10 protein-coding genes are annotated in these 17,963 nt (G+C 70.7%); 5 read left to right on the forward strand and 5 right to left on the reverse strand.

The features are described from left to right. Positions 1–8: 8 nt before the first annotated feature. Positions 9–3,071 carry an apolipoprotein A-IV repeat region-like domain-containing protein gene (locus AC0HS0_RS18325; protein WP_472965581.1) on the reverse strand — a complete coding sequence of 1,021 codons (3,063 nt, stop codon included), beginning with the start codon at positions 3,069–3,071 and terminating at the stop codon, positions 9–11. Between the two features lie 186 nt (positions 3,072–3,257). On the opposite strand from AC0HS0_RS18325, the gene AC0HS0_RS18330 reads away from it, so the two are divergent. The 3 genes from AC0HS0_RS18330 to AC0HS0_RS18340 all read left to right on the forward strand — a co-directional run bounded on the left by AC0HS0_RS18330 (position 3,258) and on the right by AC0HS0_RS18340 (position 7,092). After that, positions 3,258–5,138, forward strand: coding sequence for a DUF8094 domain-containing protein (locus tag AC0HS0_RS18330; RefSeq protein WP_472965582.1), 1,881 nt, complete (start codon positions 3,258–3,260; stop codon positions 5,136–5,138). A gap of 112 nt (positions 5,139–5,250) precedes the next feature. After that, on the forward strand, positions 5,251–6,228 hold the full coding sequence (locus AC0HS0_RS18335) for a tetratricopeptide repeat protein (protein WP_472965583.1): 978 nt from the start codon (positions 5,251–5,253) through the stop codon (positions 6,226–6,228). A 60-nt stretch (positions 6,229–6,288) separates the two neighbouring features. Continuing rightward, positions 6,289–7,092, forward strand: coding sequence for an SDR family oxidoreductase (locus AC0HS0_RS18340; RefSeq protein ID WP_472965688.1), 804 nt, complete (start codon positions 6,289–6,291; stop codon positions 7,090–7,092). Between the two features lie 33 nt (positions 7,093–7,125). Here the strand turns inward: AC0HS0_RS18340 and glgB are convergent, their stop codons facing one another. Both glgB and AC0HS0_RS18350 read right to left on the reverse strand, forming a co-directional pair. Further along, positions 7,126–9,333 carry a 1,4-alpha-glucan branching protein GlgB gene (glgB, locus tag AC0HS0_RS18345; protein ID WP_472965584.1) on the reverse strand — a complete coding sequence of 736 codons (2,208 nt, stop codon included), beginning with the start codon at positions 9,331–9,333 and terminating at the stop codon, positions 7,126–7,128. After that, positions 9,330–11,429 carry an alpha-1,4-glucan--maltose-1-phosphate maltosyltransferase gene (locus tag AC0HS0_RS18350; protein ID WP_472965585.1) on the reverse strand — a complete coding sequence of 700 codons (2,100 nt, stop codon included), beginning with the start codon at positions 11,427–11,429 and terminating at the stop codon, positions 9,330–9,332. The genes glgB and AC0HS0_RS18350 overlap by 4 nt, the downstream gene beginning before the upstream one ends. An 82-nt stretch (positions 11,430–11,511) precedes the next feature. Between AC0HS0_RS18350 and glgP the strand changes: the two genes are divergently transcribed. After that, positions 11,512–14,079 carry an alpha-glucan family phosphorylase gene (glgP, locus tag AC0HS0_RS18355; RefSeq protein WP_472965586.1) on the forward strand — a complete coding sequence of 856 codons (2,568 nt, stop codon included), beginning with the start codon at positions 11,512–11,514 and terminating at the stop codon, positions 14,077–14,079. A 14-nt stretch (positions 14,080–14,093) separates the two neighbouring features. Here glgP and ybaK read toward each other — a convergent pair whose 3' ends face one another. Together ybaK and glgX are read right to left on the reverse strand one after the other, a co-directional pair. Continuing rightward, positions 14,094–14,582 (reverse strand): Cys-tRNA(Pro) deacylase, encoded by a 489-nt coding sequence (gene ybaK / locus AC0HS0_RS18360; RefSeq protein WP_472965587.1) that lies wholly within the window; start codon positions 14,580–14,582, stop codon positions 14,094–14,096. Beyond that, positions 14,582–16,690, reverse strand: coding sequence for a glycogen debranching protein GlgX (gene glgX / locus AC0HS0_RS18365; RefSeq protein ID WP_472965588.1), 2,109 nt, complete (start codon positions 16,688–16,690; stop codon positions 14,582–14,584). The genes ybaK and glgX overlap by 1 nt, the downstream gene beginning before the upstream one ends. A gap of 47 nt (positions 16,691–16,737) precedes the next feature. On the opposite strand from glgX, the gene AC0HS0_RS18370 reads away from it, so the two are divergent. After that, positions 16,738–17,955, forward strand: coding sequence for a cysteine desulfurase family protein (locus AC0HS0_RS18370; RefSeq protein ID WP_472965589.1), 1,218 nt, complete (start codon positions 16,738–16,740; stop codon positions 17,953–17,955). Positions 17,956–17,963 lie beyond the last annotated feature (8 nt).

Consider the following 17,963-nt stretch of genomic DNA (forward strand, 5'->3'; position numbering starts at 1 on the left):
GCCGGAGGTCAGTCGTCGGCTGACACCTTGTCGGCCTGCTGGAGCATACCCCGCAGGTTCTCGAAGTACCCGGCCACAGCCTCGCGCTCAATCCTAATCTGGGACAGGCGCTCTTCCGCGTCGGCGACCAGGCGTTGCGTGCGCTCCTCCGCCTCCTCGATGAGGGCGTCGGCCCGCTCCTGGGCGTCGCGGACGATGCCGGCGGCGACCTTCTCGGCCTCCTTGCGGGCCGACTTCACCGTCTCGCGGGCCTCGGTGTCGAAGGTCTCGGCCTCCGTGCGCGCCTGCGCGGTGCGCTTGACCGCGTCGGCGAGCTGCACGTTGGCCTCGTCGAGGTACTTCTGGGTCTGGGCCACGGCCTCCTGGTGGCGGCCGAGGTACTCCTTCTCGGCCTCGTCGCGCCGGGCGCGCAACTCGACGTCGAGGTCGATCCGCGCCTGCTCGATCTCGTGCGTGCGCCTGTCGAGCTCGGCCAGAGTGGAGGTGCGCTGCGCGGCGAGTTCGGCCTCGAGGGCCGCACGCGCTGTGGCGTCCTCCTGATCGAAGGCTGCCTGCTGCTCGGCGAGTTCGGCGTCGAGTGCAGTGCGCGCCTCCGCTGTCTCGCGCGCGATCTCGGCGCGGGCCTTGGCCGTCTCGGCGTCGAGCGCTACGCGAGCCCGCTCGGTCTCCTCGGCGAGGGTGACGCGGGTCTGCTCCGCCTCACGTTCGAGCTCGAGCCGCTGCTGCTCGCGGTCGTTCTTGAGCTCCTGCGCGGTGGTCGCCCGCTGGTCGGCGAGATCGGCGGTGGTGCGCTTCACCTGGGCGGCGAGTGCGCTGCGCGTCTGCTCGCGGTCGTCGGCGAGGCGCGATCGGGTCTCTTGCTCTTCGGCGGCGAGGGCGGACTTGGTCTGCTCGACCTCGGCGGCGAGAGCGGACTTCGTGGTGGCGACTTCGGTTTCGAGAGCCGACTTGGTCTGCTCGACTTCGGCGGTGAGCGCGGACTTCGTGGTGGTGACCTCGGCTTCGAGGGCCGACTTTGTCTGCTCGACCTCCGCCGCCAGCGCCGACTTTGTCTGCTCGACCTCCGCGGCCAGGGCGGTCTCGGTGGTGACGACCTCGGTTTCGAGGGCGGACAGAGTCTGCTCCTTCTCGGTCGCCAGGCGCACTGCGGTCTGATCGACGTCGGCGGCGAGCTGGGCGCGCGTGGTGGCGACCTCGGCGGCCAGGACGCTGCGCTCGGTCGCCAGCTCCTCGGCGAGGGCGGTGCGGGCCTCTCCGACCTCGGCGGCGAGGTCGGCACGGATGCGTGTGGCTTCGGAGTCGACCTCCTTGCGGAGCGCGTCCACCTCGGTGGCGAGCTGTGAGCGGGTGGTCTCGACCTCGGCGGCGAGGGCGGCCTGAGTGGTCTCCACCTCTTCCGCGAGTTCGGCGCGGGCGGTCTCAACCTCTTCCGCCAGCGCGGCACGCGTGGTCTCGACCTCCTTCGCGAGGGCGGAGCGGGTCTTCTCGACCTCCTTCGCGAGCGACGCCTGCGTGCGCTTGACGTCTGCGGCGAGGGCCGCCTGCGTGCCCTCGACCTCTGCGGCGAGGTCGGCGCGCGTGCTCTCGACCGTCTCGGCGAGTTCGGCGGCGGCGCGCTCGCGGTCGGCCGCGAGCTGGGCGCGGGTGTTCTCGACCTGGGTGGCGAGCTCGTTGGCCGTACGGTCGCGGTCGGCGGCGAGCGTGGCCGCCGTCGAGATGCGGTCGGCTTCGAGGGCAGCCCGCGTCTCCGTCGTCTCGCGCTCGAGCGTGGTGCGGGTCTGCAGGACCTCGTCGGCGAGCTCCTTCTTGGTGCGCTCGACCTCGTCGGCGAGCGCGGACCGCGTCGTCGTGACGTCGGTCTCCAGCTGCGAGCGCGCCGCCGTGACGTCGGCCTCCAGCTGCGAGCGGGTGCTGGTGACCTCGTCGGCGAGGGCCGACTTCGTGCGGGTGACCTCGTCGGCGAGCTCGCCCTTCGTGCGCGCGACCTCGTCGGCCAGGGCAGCCTTCGTCGTCGTCACCTCGTCGGCGAGTCGCGCCTTGGTCTGCTCGACCTCCGCCGCCAGCGCACTCTTGGTCTGCTCCACCTCGGCGGCGAGGGAGGTCGTCGTCTGTTCCACGTCGTCGGCCAACGCCTGGCGCGCCGTCGTGTCTTCGTGCTGGAGGTCGGCGCGGGTCTGCGCCGCCTCTGCCGCAAGGGCGGCGCGCTGCCGCTCCACCTCGTCGGCGAGCTCGGCGCGCGCCTCCGCCAGCTCGGCGGCGAGGGTGTCGCGGGCGGAGGTCTGCTCGGCGGCGAGGCGGTCGGTGGTCTCGGCCACCTTCTTGTCGAGTTCCAGGCGCGTCTGCGCGGACTCGCGCTCGAATACGGCCCGGTCGGCGGCGAGGGCGTTCTCGAGCTCGCTGCGGCGTGCGGCGATCGTGCGGTCGAGCTCCGCCGTCTCGGCGCGGGCGGCTTCGGCCTCGCGCAGTGCGACGGCCTTGAGCTCCGCGCCCTCGCGGTCGGCCTCCGCGCGGACCGCGGCGGCCTCGCGCTTGCTCGTCGCGCGCAGCTCGGCGGCCTCGGTGGCGACGGCGCCGCGGATCGCTGCCGCCTCGCGCATCGCGTCGGTGAGGAGCGTCTCCTTGTCGGCACGGGTACGGGCGAGCAGCTCGGCCGACTCGATCTGGGCGTCCTCGAGCGCGGTCGTGGCACGCGCCTGGGCGTCGGCCAGCACGCGCTCGGCCTGCTGTGCGGCGGTCTTCTTGATCTTCTCGACGTCGGCGGTGACGCCCGAGCGCAGCTTCTCGGCGTCGATGTCGGCCTGCGCGATCAGCCGGGTCGACTGCTCCTCGGCGACGCGGAGGGTGTTCTCGAGCTTCGTGCCGAGGCCGGAGTAAGTAGGGCTGCCGACTTCTTCGATCTCGGCGCTGAGCTCGTCGATGCGCAGCTGGAGGCGCTTGATCTCCTTGGTCTGGTCGGCCGACTGAGTGTTGGACTTGATGAGTTCGCGCCGGAGGTCCTGGACGGCCTGGTCCACTTCATCCTTGTCGTAGCCGCGGAAGACCTGGGTGAAGTTCGATTCGTCGGTGGCCACTGTGTTACTCCTGAAGGGGGATTCCGGGTGAGCGAGCCGCACGCGCGCCGCATCGATCTTACATTTCGACGCCCGTACCCGCATGGGGGACTGCGTGAGCGTGCAGACAACGGTTAGATGCCTCTCAGGGTGCTCCACTACTGTTGTGTGACTGTGCCCGCCCCTCCCGGCACATGAGGAGTCTGTTTGCGTTTCGTACTGGCCATCGTCGCGTTCGTGGTCGCTGCCGTCATGATCGTGGCCGGCATCGCCCAGCGCACGATCTTCGCACCCCCCTCGCAGATCGCTGCCACGGCGACCGTCGGCGGCGACGCACGCTACATCGTGATCGACAGCGCGGTGCTCAACGCCCACCCCGGACAGCAGACGCTGTCGATCGCGGGGGCGTCGGACGCCAAGACCCAGCTGGTCGCCTATGGACGCACGGCGGACGTGAAATCGTGGCTCGGCGACCAGAAGTACGCCGCCGTGAGCTACAAGGCGGCCTCGGGCGCCCTCGCCGTGAAGACGGTCACACCTCAGGCCTCCACCGACTCCGACTCCTCCGACGGGTCGACCGCGACCCCGGCTCCGACGGCGACGCCGACGCCGGCCCCCACGGCCGGATCCGGGTCGACGGCGGCCGCGACACCCGGACCCAACCCCGCGGGCTCGGACCTCTGGCTGGAGGAGTACGACGGGCAGGACGCCCAGACCACCAAGATGAACGTGCCGAGCGGCGTGAGCGTCATCATCGCGAGCGACGGCACCAAGCCGGCGCCCGACAAGATCCTGCTGACCTGGCCGGTCGACACCAGCACGCCGTGGGCCTTCCCGCTCATCATCGGCGGCCTCGTGCTCCTGGTGATCGGCATCGCGCTGTACCTGTGGGGGCTGTACACCCACCGCAAGTCGCGCGGCCCCCGACGCAAGAGCGGACCCAAGATGCCCAAGCTCCCCAAAGCCCCGAAGTACAAGCCGACGGCCTCCATCGAGGCGACCCCGCGCGGACGCCGTGCGAGCCGTCGTACCCGTGTGATGGTGCCTGCCGTGCTCGCCGGCGTCCTGGCGTTCACCGGTGCCGGAGCGGGCGCCGCGTTCGCCGACGGCCCGACCGGCACGCCGACGCCGACGCCGACGAGCGCGCCGAAGGGCGACAACCAGCTCCCACCCGCGGTCACGGTTCCGCAGCTCGAGCGCATCGTCAAACGCATCTCGGTGGCGGCGGCCAACGCCGACGCCAAGAACGACCCGGCGCTCGCGAAGCTCCGGTTCATCGGCCCCGCCCTCCAGCTCCGGGAGGCCAACTACGCCATCCGCGCCAAGAAGGCCGACCAGCCGGCCCTGCCTGCCATCCCGGCCGGACCTCTGGAGCTGTCGCTGCCGCAGGCGACCGACAGCTGGCCGCGAACGGTGACGGCTGTGCTGAAGATGCCGAACGACGCGACGGGCAAGGCCCAGGCCCCCCTCGCTCTCGCCCTCGTGCAGCAGACGCCGCGGGACAACTACATGGTCGAGTACGCCATCGCGCTCGAGCCGAACGTCAAGGTGCCCAACCTCGCTCCCGCCAGCATCGGCGCGGCGGTCGTGCCGCCGGATTCCAAGCTGCTCAAGGTGCAGCCGAACGAGATCGCCGCCGCGTACGGCGACATCCTCCTCAACGGCGACAAGAGCAAGTGGCTGTCGAGCTTCGACCTGACGGACGACAAGCTCGTCGCCCAGGTCGGCGCCTCGTGGAAGCAGCAGGAGCAGGCGCGCCTGGCGCAGCAGTTCGGCAACACGTCCTCGTTGACCTTCGCGAGCCGGCTGGGCACGGGGCCGGTGATCTCGATGGCGACCAACGACTCGGGAGCCATCGTGTGGGTCAACCCCGAAGAGGTGCAGCTGCACAAGGTCCAGGAGGCCGGCGCCCAGGTCATCGCGGGCGCGACGACGGCCGCGCTGAGCGGGGTCGCCCAGTCGAACACCGGCATCGAGTCGGTGTACGGCTACCAGCTCGCGTTCTACGTGCCGCCGGCGGGCTCGTCGGAGAAGGTGCGCCTGCTCGGCTTCTCGCAGGGCCTGGTCTCTGCTCGAGAAGTGCAGTAGCCGGCCCCGCGGGGCGCACTAGCCGCTCGCGACGTGCCGTGGCCCGCATCGCCGTATCCTGTTAACTCGTTCGGACGTGTCGTCCATGAACCGCCAGCCTCAGGAGAACCGCATGAGCCAGATCCCGCCCACCCCGACCAACCTCCGCGGCGCCGTCGACCTGAGCGGCCTCGTCAACCGGCCGCAGGGGGCAGCCGACGGTGCAGCCGCGGGCGGCTCCGCAGAAGCGGGCGCCGGAGAGCCGATCGAGCTCCCCAGCCTGTTCTTCCAGGGCACCGACGCGAACTTCAACGACTTCATCGACCTGTCGATGCGGGTGCCGGTCGTCGTCGCGCTGTCGGCCTCGTGGGCAGATCCCGATCGGAGGCTGGCCACCGTGCTCGACAAGGTCACCTCCGACCTCGCGGGCCGGATCGTGCTGGTGCAGGTGGATGTCGACGCCAACCCGCAGCTCGTGCAGGCGTTCCAGGCGCAGTCCGTGCCCACCGTCGCCGGCATCGTCGCGGGCCGTCCCGTGCAGCTGTTCGCCGGCGCGCTTCCTGAGGACCAGGTGAAGGACGTCGTCGCCCAGCTGCTCGAACTGGCCGCGCAGAACGGCGTCGCCGGCACCGCGAAGGTCGATGTCGCCGCGGGCGAGACCCCCGAGGGCGAAACGCCCGAACCCGAGCCGGAGCCGTTGCCGCCGCTGCACGCGGAGGCCTACGAGGCGATCGACCGCGGCGACTACCCGGCGGCGATTGCCGCGTACAAGACCGCGATCGCGCAAGACCCGCGCGACACGATGGCGATCGCGGGGCTCGCCCAGGTGAGCCTGCTCGACCGCCTCGCCGGTCGCACGCTGGACGAGATCCGCTCCGCCGCGGCGGCCGACCCCTCCGATCGGGAGGCCCAGCTCGCCGTCGCCGACCTCGACCTGTCTGGCGGGCACGTCGACGACGCGTTCGACCGGCTGCTGACGCTGTTCCCCACCCTCGACGCCGCGGGCAAAGAGGCGGTGCGGGCGCGCATCCTGGAGTATTTCGAGATCGTCGGTGTGGACGACCCCCGCGTCGGCAAGGCGCGGGCTAGGCTGGCCTCGCTGCTCTACTGACGGCCAGCCTCCGCTTTCGGGAGGAACCGGCGAGATCGTGGACGGCTGACACCCCCTCGCCTGGAAGGCTCGCGCATGTCCCGTGTGCTCGTAGTCGGCGGAACCGGTCTGGCCGGTCGCGCCGTCGCCGCCGAGGCCGTGGAGCGCGGCCATCGCGTCGTGGTCGCGGCCCGGCGCATCCCCGACGACGACTCCGAGAGCTATGTCGTCGGCGCCGACTATGTGACCGTCGATCTCGTGTCAGGCGATGGACTCGAGGAGGCCGTCGACGGTGTCGACGTCGTGCTCGACGCGAGCAACGCGACCGGGCGACGCGCGTCGCACGTGTTCGCGCACGGATCCCGCAACCTCCTGCACACGGCGGCGCGTTTCGGAGTGGGCCAGGCCGTGCTGCTCTCGATCGCCGGCATCGACGACGCGCGCTATCCGTACTATCGCGCCAAGCTGGTGCAGGAGCGCACCTACCTCGACTCTCCGCTGGAGACCCGGATCGTGCGCGCGACCCAGTTCCACGATTTCGTGACCGCGGTCTTCGAGCGCGGTCGCCGCTTCGGCATCCTGACCGCGCCCTCGGCCACACGGTTCCAGCCCATCGCGGTGGCCGACGTCGCCCGCGTGCTCGTCGACGCGGTGGAGGGAGCGGGCGACCCCGACTCGATCCGCACTGTGGGCGGACCGCGCGTCGAGTCCGCGCGCTCGCTCGCCCGGCAGTGGAAGCAGGCCAGCGGCAGCCGCCGCCCCATCCTCCCGGTGCGACTCGGCGGACCGCTCGGGTCGGCCTGGCGCTCCGGGCGGAATCTGGCGCCCGAGCACGCCGTCGAGGGCCTCGGTTATGCGGCCTGGCTCCGCCAGGCGGCGGTCTGACCCGCTTCTCAGCGGCTCAGCGCCGCCGTCTGTTCAGCGCCGCGGCCGGAGGTACAGCGCGCCCAGCGGAGGCAGGGTCAGCACGGCAGAGGCCGGACGGCCCATCCACGGCTCGTCGTGCGCCGTCACGCCGCCGAAGTTGCCCACTCCCGAGCCTCCGAAGTCGCTCGCGTCGGTGTTGAGGAGCTCCTCCCACTCGCCGGCGAACGGCAGGCCCACGCGGTAGCCCTCGTGGGGGGCTCCGGAGAAGTTGAGCAGCACCGCGATCGGCGAGCCGTCGCGATCCTTGCGGAGGAACGCCAGCACGTTGCCGGCAGCGTCGGACCCGTCGAGCCATTCGAAGCCGGCCGGGTCGTTGTCGAGCGCCCAGAGCTGCGGGTTGTCCCGGTAGACGGCATTGAGCTGTGCGACGAGATTCCACAGCCCGCGGTGGCTTGGCTGGTCGAGCATCCACCAGTCGAGGCCGCGCTCCTCGCTCCATTCGGAGTACTGCCCGAACTCCTGGCCCATGAACAGCAACTGCTTGCCCGGGTGCGCCCACATGAACGAGAGGAAGGCGCGCACGTTCGCCAGCTGCTGCCAGTGGTCGCCCGGCATCTTGCCGATGAGGGAGCCCTTGCCGTGCACGACCTCGTCATGGCTGATCGGCAGCAGGAAGTTCTCGCTCCACGCGTAGACGAACGAGAACGTGATCTCGCTGTGGTGGTAGCTGCGCCACATCGGGTCCTCGTGGATGTACTGGAGCGCGTCGTGCATCCAGCCCATGTTCCACTTGAGTCCGAAGCCGAGACCGCCCGAGGAGGTCGGCGCGGTGACGCCGGCGTAACTGGTCGACTCCTCGGCGATCATCACCGTGCCGGGGTTGCGCTTGTAGGAGGTCGCGGTGACCTCTTGCAGGAAGCCGATGGCCTCCAGGTTCTCGCGACCCCCGTGGATGTTGGGCTCCCACTCGCCCTCGTTGCGCGAGTAGTCGAGGTAGAGCATCGACGCCACGGCATCGACGCGCAGCCCGTCGATGTGGAACTCCTCGAGCCAGTACAGGGCGTTGGCGACGAGGAAGTTGCGCACCTGCGAGTTGCCGTAGTCGAAGATGTACGTACCCCAGTCCTTGTGCTCGCCGCGACGGGGGTCCGAGTGCTCGTAGAGCGCCTGTCCGTCGAAGCGGGCGAGCGCCCAGTCGTCCTTCGGGAAGTGGCCGGGCACCCAGTCGAGGATCACGCCGACGCCCGCCTGGTGCAGTCGGTCGATCAGGTACTTGAGGTCGTCGGGGGAGCCGAACCGGCTGGTCGGCGCGTAGTAGCCGGTGACCTGGTAGCCCCATGAGCCCCCGAACGGGTGCTCGGCGAGCGGCAGGAACTCCACGTGCGTGTAGCCGAGGGCGCCGACGTAGTCGATGAGCTGGTCGGCTGCCTCCCGGTATCCGAGGCCGGGTCGCCAGCTGCCGAAGTGGAGCTCGTAGACGCTCATCGGCCCGGCGTGCGGGTCGCTGGCGGCCCGATGCCTCATCCACTCGCCGTCCTCCCACGCGTGGCGGCTGACGGTGACGACGGAGGCCGTGTTGGGAGGGGTCTCGGCGGCCTGGGCCATCGGGTCGATCTTGCGCACCCATTCGCCGTTCGTGCCGAGCAGATCGAACTTGTAGAGGGCGCCTTCGCCGAGGCCGGGGACGAACAGCTCCCAGACGCCGGAGGCTCCCATGTTACGCATCGCGTGGAGGGTGCCGTCCCAGCCGTTGAAGTCGCCCACCACGCGCACGGCTCGTGCGTGCGGCGCCCAGACGGTGAACGCCGTCCCCGCCACGCCGCCCAGGTCGCGCACGTGCGCGCCGAGGGCCGTCCAGAGCTGCTCGTGCCTGCCCTCTCGGATCAGGTGGAGGTCGAGCTCGCCGATGGTCGGCAGGAAGCGGTAGGGGTCGTCGGTGGTCCAGGTGGCGCCGCCGGAGTAGCGGGCCTCGATCTCGTAGGCGCCGGGCCCGACGATGTCGACGCCCTGCCAGATCCCGTGGGCCAGGTGGGCGAGTTCGATGTGCGCGCCGGTCGGAAGGATCGCGAAGACCGCCTCGGCGAGCGGCCGCAGCGCGCGGATGACCGTGATCGGGTCCTCCACGCCGCGTGCCGCGACCTGGTGCTGACCGAGCACCGCGTGCGGGTCGTGGTAGCTCCCGGTCGCGACGGCGTGCAGGACGGCGTCGTCGAGGGCGGGCAGGTCGACAGCGGCAGCGCCTTCGGGGATCGGGGTCATCGTGCGGCCTCCAACGGCTTGATGGTCAGGATGTGCACAGGTTCGGTGAACGCGTCGAGGCGCGCGTAGTTGTCGGCGCCCCAAGTCCACCGCTGGCCGGTCACCAGGTCGCGCACCTCGAACTGCGCCCCCGGTGCGATGCCGAATGCGGCGACATCGAGGTGCACCATCGTCTCGCGCACCGAGTGCGGGTCGACGTTGGCGACGACGAGGACGGCGTCGGGCTTGCCGCTTCGCGTGAACTCGCCGGCGAGGAACTTCGAGTACACGAGGACCGAGTCGTCTTCGCTCCCGTGCACATGCAGGTTGCGCAGCTGCCGCAACGCGGGGTGCTCGCTGCGCGCGCGGTTGAGCATGGTGAGGTAGGGCGCGAGCGAGCGGCCGAGCGCGGCGGCGCGGGCGTAGTCGCGCGGACGGTACTCGTACTTCTCGTTGTCGATGTACTCCTCGGCGCCCGGGCGCGCGACGTTCTCGTAGAGCTCGAACCCGGAGTACACGCCCCAGGTCGGCGCTCCCGTCGCCGCGATCGCCGCGCGGATCTTGAAGGCCGCAGGGCCGCCGAACTGCAGGTATTCGGTGAGGATGTCGGGCGTGTTCACGAATAGGTTGGGCCGCAGGAAGTCGGCGGTGTCGTCCGCCAGGCCGCTGAGGAACTCCTCGAGCTCCTCCTTCGTGTTCCGCCAGGTGAAGTAGGTGTACGACTGCTGGAAGCCGGCCTTGGCGAGCGTGTGCAGCAGCGCGGGCCGCGTGAACGCCTCCGCGAGGAAGACCACGTCCGGGTCGGTCTCGTTGACCGTGTGGATCAGCCACTCCCAGAAGTGCAGCGGCTTGGTGTGCGGGTTGTCGACGCGGAAGATCCGCACGCCCAGCGACATCCAGTACCGCACGATCCGCAGCACCTCGGTGCGGAGCCCGTCGTAGTCGTTGTCGAAGTTGATCGGGTAGATGTCCTGGTACTTCTTCGGCGGGTTCTCCGCGTAGGCGATGGTGCCGTCGGGGAGGGTGGTGAACCACTCCGGGTGCTGCGTGACCCAGGGGTGGTCGGGGGAGGCCTGGAGGGCGAGATCGAGGGCGATCTCGAGGCCGGCCTGCTTGGCCTTGCCGAGGAAGAAGACGAAGTCCTTCTCGGTGCCGAGGTCTTTGTGGATGGCGTCGTGACCGCCGTCGGGGCCGCCGATCGCCCAGGGTGAGCCCGGGTCGTTCTCGCCGGCCTCCAGCGTGTTGTTCGGGCCCTTGCGGAAGGTGCGGCCGATCGGGTGGATCGGCGGAAGGTAGACGACATCGAAGCCCATGGCGGCGACCTCCGGCAAGCGCTTGGCCGCGGTGCGGAAGGTGCCGGACTGCCAGCTGCCGTCCGGGAGGCGCTTGGCGCCCTCCGACCGGGGGAAGAACTCGTACCAGCTGCCGACGCCGGCCCGCGTGCGCTCGACCAGCACCGCGCGCGTCGGCGACAGCGACGGCAGAGCCACGACGGGACGCTCGGTGAGGATCCGCTTGATCCGGTCGTCGATCGCCGCTTGGAACCGCTCGTCGACTCCGCGATCGGCGTCGGCGACCACGCGTGCGGCTTCGGAGAGGTGCCGGCGCTCGGCGGTGCTGCGGCGCTTGTCGGCCGCGGCGGTGGTGAGGAGGTCATGGGCGATGGTCAGCATCAGCTCGACGTCGATGCCCGCGGGCACCTTGACCTCGGCGTTGTGCCGCCAGGTGGCGTACTCATCGGCGTAGGCCTGGACCCGGTAGCGCCAGAGGCCCTCCTGCTCCAGCTGGACCTCGACCTCCCACCGGTCGGTGCCCGGCGCGATGGCGTGCATGTGGTGCTCGGTCTGGGCGCCGGACGGGTCGAGCAGGAGCAAGTCCACGCCGATCCGGTCATGGCCTTCCCGGAACGCCGTGACCCCGAACGGAACGACCTCGCCGCTGAACGCCGTGGCCGCCCAGTGGCCCTCGTCGACCTGGGGGGAGAGGTCGAGGATCGGGATGCGGGGGAGCAGGGGCTCGTACTCGGCGGTCGCCGCCTGGGTGGATCCCGTCTCGACGGGTGCCGACGCCGGTTCTGCTGCGGCGGCTGATGGTTTGGTCGCTGCGCTCTTTGCCACATGCCGACCGTACACTCATTCATCCGCCCGTCATGAGCCCGACTTAACCATCCCGTCACGAGCCTCGTTTATGCTCGTGCGAGTGAAGGCCATCCGTAGATTCACCGTCCGCGCCGTCCTCCCCGAGAACCTCTCTGCTCTGGAGAAGATCGCAGGAAACCTCCGCTGGTCGTGGCACGAGCCGACCAAGGAGCTGTTCGCCCGCATCTCTCCCGAGCTGTGGCAGGAGGTCGGGCACGACCCCATCGCCCTGCTGGGCTCCGTCGAGCCGTCGCGGCTCGCCGAGCTGGCGGCAGACTCCGGTTACGTCGACTGGGCGAACCACGTCAGGGACGAATTGCGGTCCTACATCCACGACCCGCGCTGGTACCAGTCGCTCGGCGACGCCGCGCCGGCCTCCATCGCATATTTCTCGCCCGAGTTCGGGATCGCGGCGACCCTGCCGCAGTACTCCGGCGGCCTCGGCATCCTCGCCGGCGATCATCTGAAGGCCGCGAGCGACCTGGGGGTCCCCCTGGTCGGCGTCGGGCTCTTCTACCGCTCCGGCTACTTCTCGCAGGCGATCACGCCCGACGGCTGGCAGCTGGAGAGCTACCCGGTGCTCGACCCGGACGGCCTCCCCCTCAGCGTCCTGCGCGACCCGGACGGGTCGCCGGTGCAGATCACGCTCGCGCTGCCCACCGGCGAACTGCACGCGCGCGTCTGGCAGGCCGCGGTCGGCCGGGTGCGGCTGCTGCTGCTCGACACCGACATCCCCGAGAACGACGAGAGCCTGCGCTCCGTCACCGACCGGCTGTACGGCGGAGGCGGGGAGCACCGGCTGCTGCAGGAGCTGCTGCTCGGCATCGGCGGCGTGCGCGCCGTCAAGGCCTGGACCGAGCTCACCGGCGCGCCTGCCGCGGAGGTGTTCCACACCAACGAGGGTCACGCCGGCTTCCTCGGCCTCGAGCGCATCTCCGACCTGATCGGAGAGGGGCTCACGTTCGACGAGGCCCTCCAGGTCGTCCGCGCCGGCACCGTCTTCACCACCCACACGCCCGTCCCCGCCGGCATCGACCGCTTCGACCGGCCGCTGGTGGAGCGCTACTTCTCTGCGCCGCTGCTGCCGGGCGTCGAGGTGGAGCAGGTCCTGCCGCTCGGCGCCGAGGACTACCCTGGCGGCTCCGACGCTGTGTTCAACATGGCGGTCATGGGCCTGCGGCTGGGCCAGCACGCGAACGGCGTGTCCCGGCTGCACGGGGAGGTCAGCCGGCAGATGTTCGGCGGTCTGTTCCCCGGGTTCGACAGCCCCGAGGTGCCGATCGACTCGGTGACCAACGGCGTCCACGCGCCGACCTGGACGGACCCGATGCTGCGGTCGCTGGCGCTCGAGCGCCTCGGCACCGCCGACACCACGCACGCCGACTGGGCGAACTCCGGCGCGGTCAGCGACCTCGACCTGTGGAGCGTCCGCACCCGCATGCGGGAGCAGCTCGTCCGTGACGCGCGCCGGCGGCTGGCGGCGGCGTGGGAGGCCCAGAACCCGGGCGGCATCGCGCCGGTCTGGATGAGCGACCTCCTCGACCCGAACGTGCTCACGATCGGCTTCGCGCGACGCGTGCCGACCTACAAGCGGCTCACACTGATGCTGCACGACCCGCAGAGGCTGCGGAACATCCTCCTGCACCCGGACCGCCCCGTGCAGTTCGTGATCGCGGGCAAGTCGCACCCGGCCGACGACGAGGGCAAGCGGCTCATCCAGAAGCTCGTGCAGTTCGCGAGCGAGCCCGAGATCCGGCAGCGGATGGTGTTCCTGCCCGACTACGACATCGGAATGGCCCAGCAGCTGTACCCGGGCACCGACGTCTGGCTGAACAACCCGCTGCGACCGCTGGAGGCCTGCGGGACCTCCGGCATGAAGGCGGCGCTGAACGGCGGGCTCAACCTGTCGATCCTCGACGGCTGGTGGAACGAGTTCTACGACGGCGAGAACGGCTGGGCCATCCCGTCGGCGGACGCCGCGGGCGACGGCGCCGAGCGCGACGCGCTGGAGGCCGAGGCGATGTACGACCTGATCGAGCACCAGATCGCGCCGCGCTTCTACGACCGCGACAGCGACGGTGTGCCCGACGCCTGGGTCGCCCAGATCCGCCACACGCTCGCGACGCTGTCGGCCCCGCTGAGCGCGGAGCGGATGGTGGGCGAGTACGTGGAGCGCCTGTACATGCCCGCGGCCGCCAACGAGAAGCGCCTGAGCGCCGACGACTACCGCGACGCGCGCGACCTCGCGGCGTGGAAGGACCGCGTGCGATCTGCGTGGCCCGGCGTCAACGTGGCCCATGTGGACGCGGGAGGACTCGACGCCGTGCCGCAGGTCGGAGACCAGCTGCGCGTGCGCGCGCTGGTGCACCTGAACGGCCTCCGGCCGGAGGACGTCGAGGTACAGCTCGTCTACGGCCGGAGTTACGACAGCGAGGACCTCACCGGTGTGCGCTACGAGCGTCTGCACCTCGATCACACCATCCCCGGTGCGGACCCCTCCGTGGCCCTCGAGTTTTCGGGGGGAGTGACGCTCACCTGGGCGGGTTCCTTCGGTTATACCGTCCGTATCGTCCCCGTCAACGACCTCCTGCTGTCGGCGGCCGAGCTCGGCCTGGTCGTCTCCGCCTGAGGGGACGAACGGGGCTACTTGGCGAGCGGCGCGTAGGTGGCGGCCGTGGCGGCGAGGAGATCTGCAGGGCTCAGCTCCACGTCGAGGCCCCGGCGGCCTCCCGAGACGAAGACGGTGTCGAAGAGCTGCGCGGTCTCGTCCACGACGGTGACGTGACGGCTCTTCTGCCCGATGGGGGAGATGCCGCCCACCACGTAGCCGGTGCGGCGCTCGGCGACGGCCGGGTCGGCCATCGTGGCGCGCTTGGCGCCGACAGCCGCGGCCAGCGCCTTGAGGTCGAGCATCCCGGTCACCGGAACCACGCCGACGACGATGCCCAGTTCGGTGTCGGCCAGGAGGGTCTTGAAGACGCGCTCCGGTTCGACGCCGAGTGCCGCGGCGGCCTCCAGACCGTAGGAGGTCGCGGCCGGGTCGTGCTCGTACGGGTGCAGGATGAACGGGATTCCCGCCGCGGCGAGCGCCGTGGAGGCCGGGGTTCCGGCGCCGGCGGGTCGCTTCGCCATCAGGAGGCGGCCTCGGCGGTCGCTTCCTCGGCCGCTCCCGCGGGCGTCTCCACGCGTGGCCCGTTGGCGCGGTACAGCTGCATCGACGTGCCGCCGACCATGCGCATGGCGCCCGGTTCGAGCTCGACGCCGTCCTCGGCGATCGGGACCTGGGTGGCGCTGTCCCACAGCAGCTGGTACGATGTGACCCCCGGCGCGACCGGGAGGGACACCTCCACGTCGTCCTCCACGCCGTGCACGATGAGGAGCACCCGGTTGAAGTCCTCCTTGTCGGGGGTGGAGGCCGCGAGGTACTGCAGTGTGCGGTTCTCGGGCGAGTTCCAGTCCTCGTCGTCCATCAGCGCGCCGGTCGAGTCGTACCAGTCCATGTGGCTGGCGTTCGGCGTGGTCTGCCCGAGCACGGCGAACCGGCTCGGCCGAAGCGCGGGGTTGTCGCGGCGCAGCTCGAGGAGCCGCCGGGTGGTGTCGAACATCTCGCGCTGCTCCCGGGTGCGCAGCCACGACATCCAGGTGAGCTCGTTGTCCTGGCAGTAGGCGTTGTTGTTTCCGCGCTGACTGCGCCCGAACTCGTCGCCCGCCGTGATCATCGGCACGCCGGCCGAGAGCAGCAGTGTGCCCATCAGGTTGCGCATGGCCTTGCGCCGGTCGAGGAGGACGCGCTCGTCGTGCGTCGGCCCCTCCGCCCCGTGGTTGAACGAGCGGTTGTTGTCGGTGCCGTCGCGGTTGTCCTCCCCGTTGCCGAGGTTGTGCTTCACGTTGTAGGCCGTGAGGTCGGCCATCGTGAAGCCGTCGTGAGCCGTGACGAAGTTGATGGAGGCCAGCGGGCCGCGCTCGGGCGAGAACGTGTTGGACGAGCCGGCGAGGCGCGTGGCGAAGCCGCCGATGCCGATCGGTGCCTGGCCGTTCCGCCGCGCGTCCGCGATGTCGGCGAGCCAGAAGTTGCGCACGCGGTCGCGGTAGCGATCGTTCCACTCCGACCAACCGTCGGCGAAGTCGCCGGTCTGCCAGCCCCCCATCCCGACGTCCCACGGCTCGGCGATGAGCTTGCTGCCGGAGAGCACCGGGTCGTCGAGCATGGCGGTGAGCAGGGGATGATCGCGGTGGTAGGCGTTGTCCTCCCCGCGGCCGAGGGTGACGGCGAGATCGAAACGGAAGCCGTCGATCTGCACCTCCTCGGCCCAGTACCGAAGCGAGTCGAGCACCAGCCGCTGGGGCACCGGGTGGCCGAAGTCGACGGTGTTGCCGCAGCCGGTCACGTCGATGTAGACGCCGTCGGCGTCTTGGCGGTAGTAAGTGGCGTTGTCGATGCCGCGGAAGCTGGTGCGTGGACCGCCGATGCCCTCTTCGGAGGTGTGGTTGTAGACCACGTCGAGAATCACCTCGATGCCCGCCTCGTGGAGCAGCTTCACCATGCCTTTGAACTCACGGAGGACGCCCTCGGGCCCTTCGGCCTGCGCGGCGCGTGTGGCGTACGGAGCGTGCGGGCTGAAGAAGTTCAGGGTGTTGTAGCCCCAGTAGTTCGTCAGACCCTCGCGGATGAGTCGCTGCTCGGAGGTGAACGCGTGCACGGGGAGGAGCTCGACAGCAGTCATGCCGAGGCTCTGCAGATAGGCGATCGTGGAGGCGTGCGCGAGACCCGCATAGGTTCCGCGCAGCTCCTCCGGCACCTCCGGGTTCTGGTGGCTGATGCCGCGCACGTGCGCTTCGTAGACCACCGTATGGTCGAGCGGGGTCGCGGGCTTGCGCGAGTCCCCCCAGTCGAAACCGTCCGAGACCACGGTCGAACGCCACTCCTCGGGGCCGACCCGGGTGAGCCCGCGCGCGTAGGGGTCGAGCAGCAGACTCTCCGGGTTGAACATGTTCTGCGGCGACGCGGGCCCGGAGGCCCGGATGGCGTAGAGGCTTCCGACCTGGAGGCTGCGCGAACGGCCCAGCCACACGTTGTTCGCATCCCGGTGCATCTCCACGGTCTTGGTACGCCAGTCCGGGTCCTTGGGATCGAAGAGGCAGAACTCCATCGCGTCGGCGTGCTCGGAGTAGACCCGAAGCTCGCCGCCGTGCGGACCGATACGGACGCCCAGGTTGCGCAGAGGATCCACGGAAGTCATGCGTTCTAGAGTAGTGACACACCGTGCCGCACCCTGAGGAGGCCCCGGTGCCCGTCTACCTCGACCACGCCGCCACCACGCCCCTGCGTCCAGAAGCGCTCGCCGCCTTCACCGACGCGCTGGGGCTCGTCGGCAACCCGTCGAGCATCCACAGTCAGGGCCAGCAGGCCAGGCGGATGCTGGAGGAGGCGCGCGAGGCGGTGGCCTCCACTCTGGGCTGCGACCCGATCGAGGTCGTGTTCACGTCGGGCGGCACGGAGGCGATCAACCTGGCCGTCAAGGGCATGTTCTGGGCCAGGAACGGCCAGGATGCTCGTTCGCGCATCCTGGTGCCGGGCGGTGAGCATCACGCGACCGTCGACGCGGTCGAGTGGCTGGAGCGCGCGGAGGGCGCCCGGCCCGACTGGCTGCCGCTCGACGACGAGGGGCGCATCCGCCTCGACGCGGTCGAGTCGGCTCTCGCCACGCCGGACGACGTCGCGCTGCTCACGTTCCTGTCGGTGAACAACGAAGTGGGGACGATCCAGCCCGTCCCCGCGCTCGCGGCGCTGGGGCGCTCGGCGGGAGTTCCCGTCCATGTCGACGCGGTCGCCGCCTACGGGCACCTCCCCGTCGACTTCGCCGCCCTCGGCGTGGACGCCCTCAGCGTCTCGGCGCACAAGATCGGCGGCCCGGTGGGGATCGGTGCGCTGGTGCTCGGCCGTCGATCGGCGGTCGTCCCGCTGATCCACGGTGGCGGCCAGCAGCGTCACGTCCGCAGCGGGACGCAGGACGTGGCCGCGGCCGTGGCGTTCGCGGCGGCGGCCCGGGCCGCCGAAGCCGAACGCGTCGAGGAGGTGCGGCGCCTGACAGCGCTGCGCGACCGGCTGATCCGCGGGGTGCGGGAGGCCGTTCCGGAGGCCGTGCTGAGCGGGCCGGAGCGGGCGGACGGATCCGCGGTCGACGAGCGGGTGGCCTCCAATGCGCACTTCGTCTTCCCGGGCGCCCAGGGCGACTCGCTGCTGTTCCTGCTCGACCTCGCGGGCGTGTCGGTGTCGACCGGCTCCGCCTGCCAGGCGGGCATCCCCGAGCCGTCGCACGTGCTGCTGGCCATGGGGCGCAGCGAACAGGAGGCCCGAGGGGCGCTCCGGTTCACGCTCGGGCGCACCTCCACCGACGCTGATGTGGACGCTCTGCTGGCGGCGCTGCCCCCGGCGTACGCGCAGGCCTCGCGGGCCGGGCTGGCCGAGCGGGCGCCCGGCCGCCGCTCAGGAGCCCCGGCGTAGACTCTTCG

It is taken from the genome of Leifsonia sp. PARNA 1/14 (assembly GCF_055720965.1).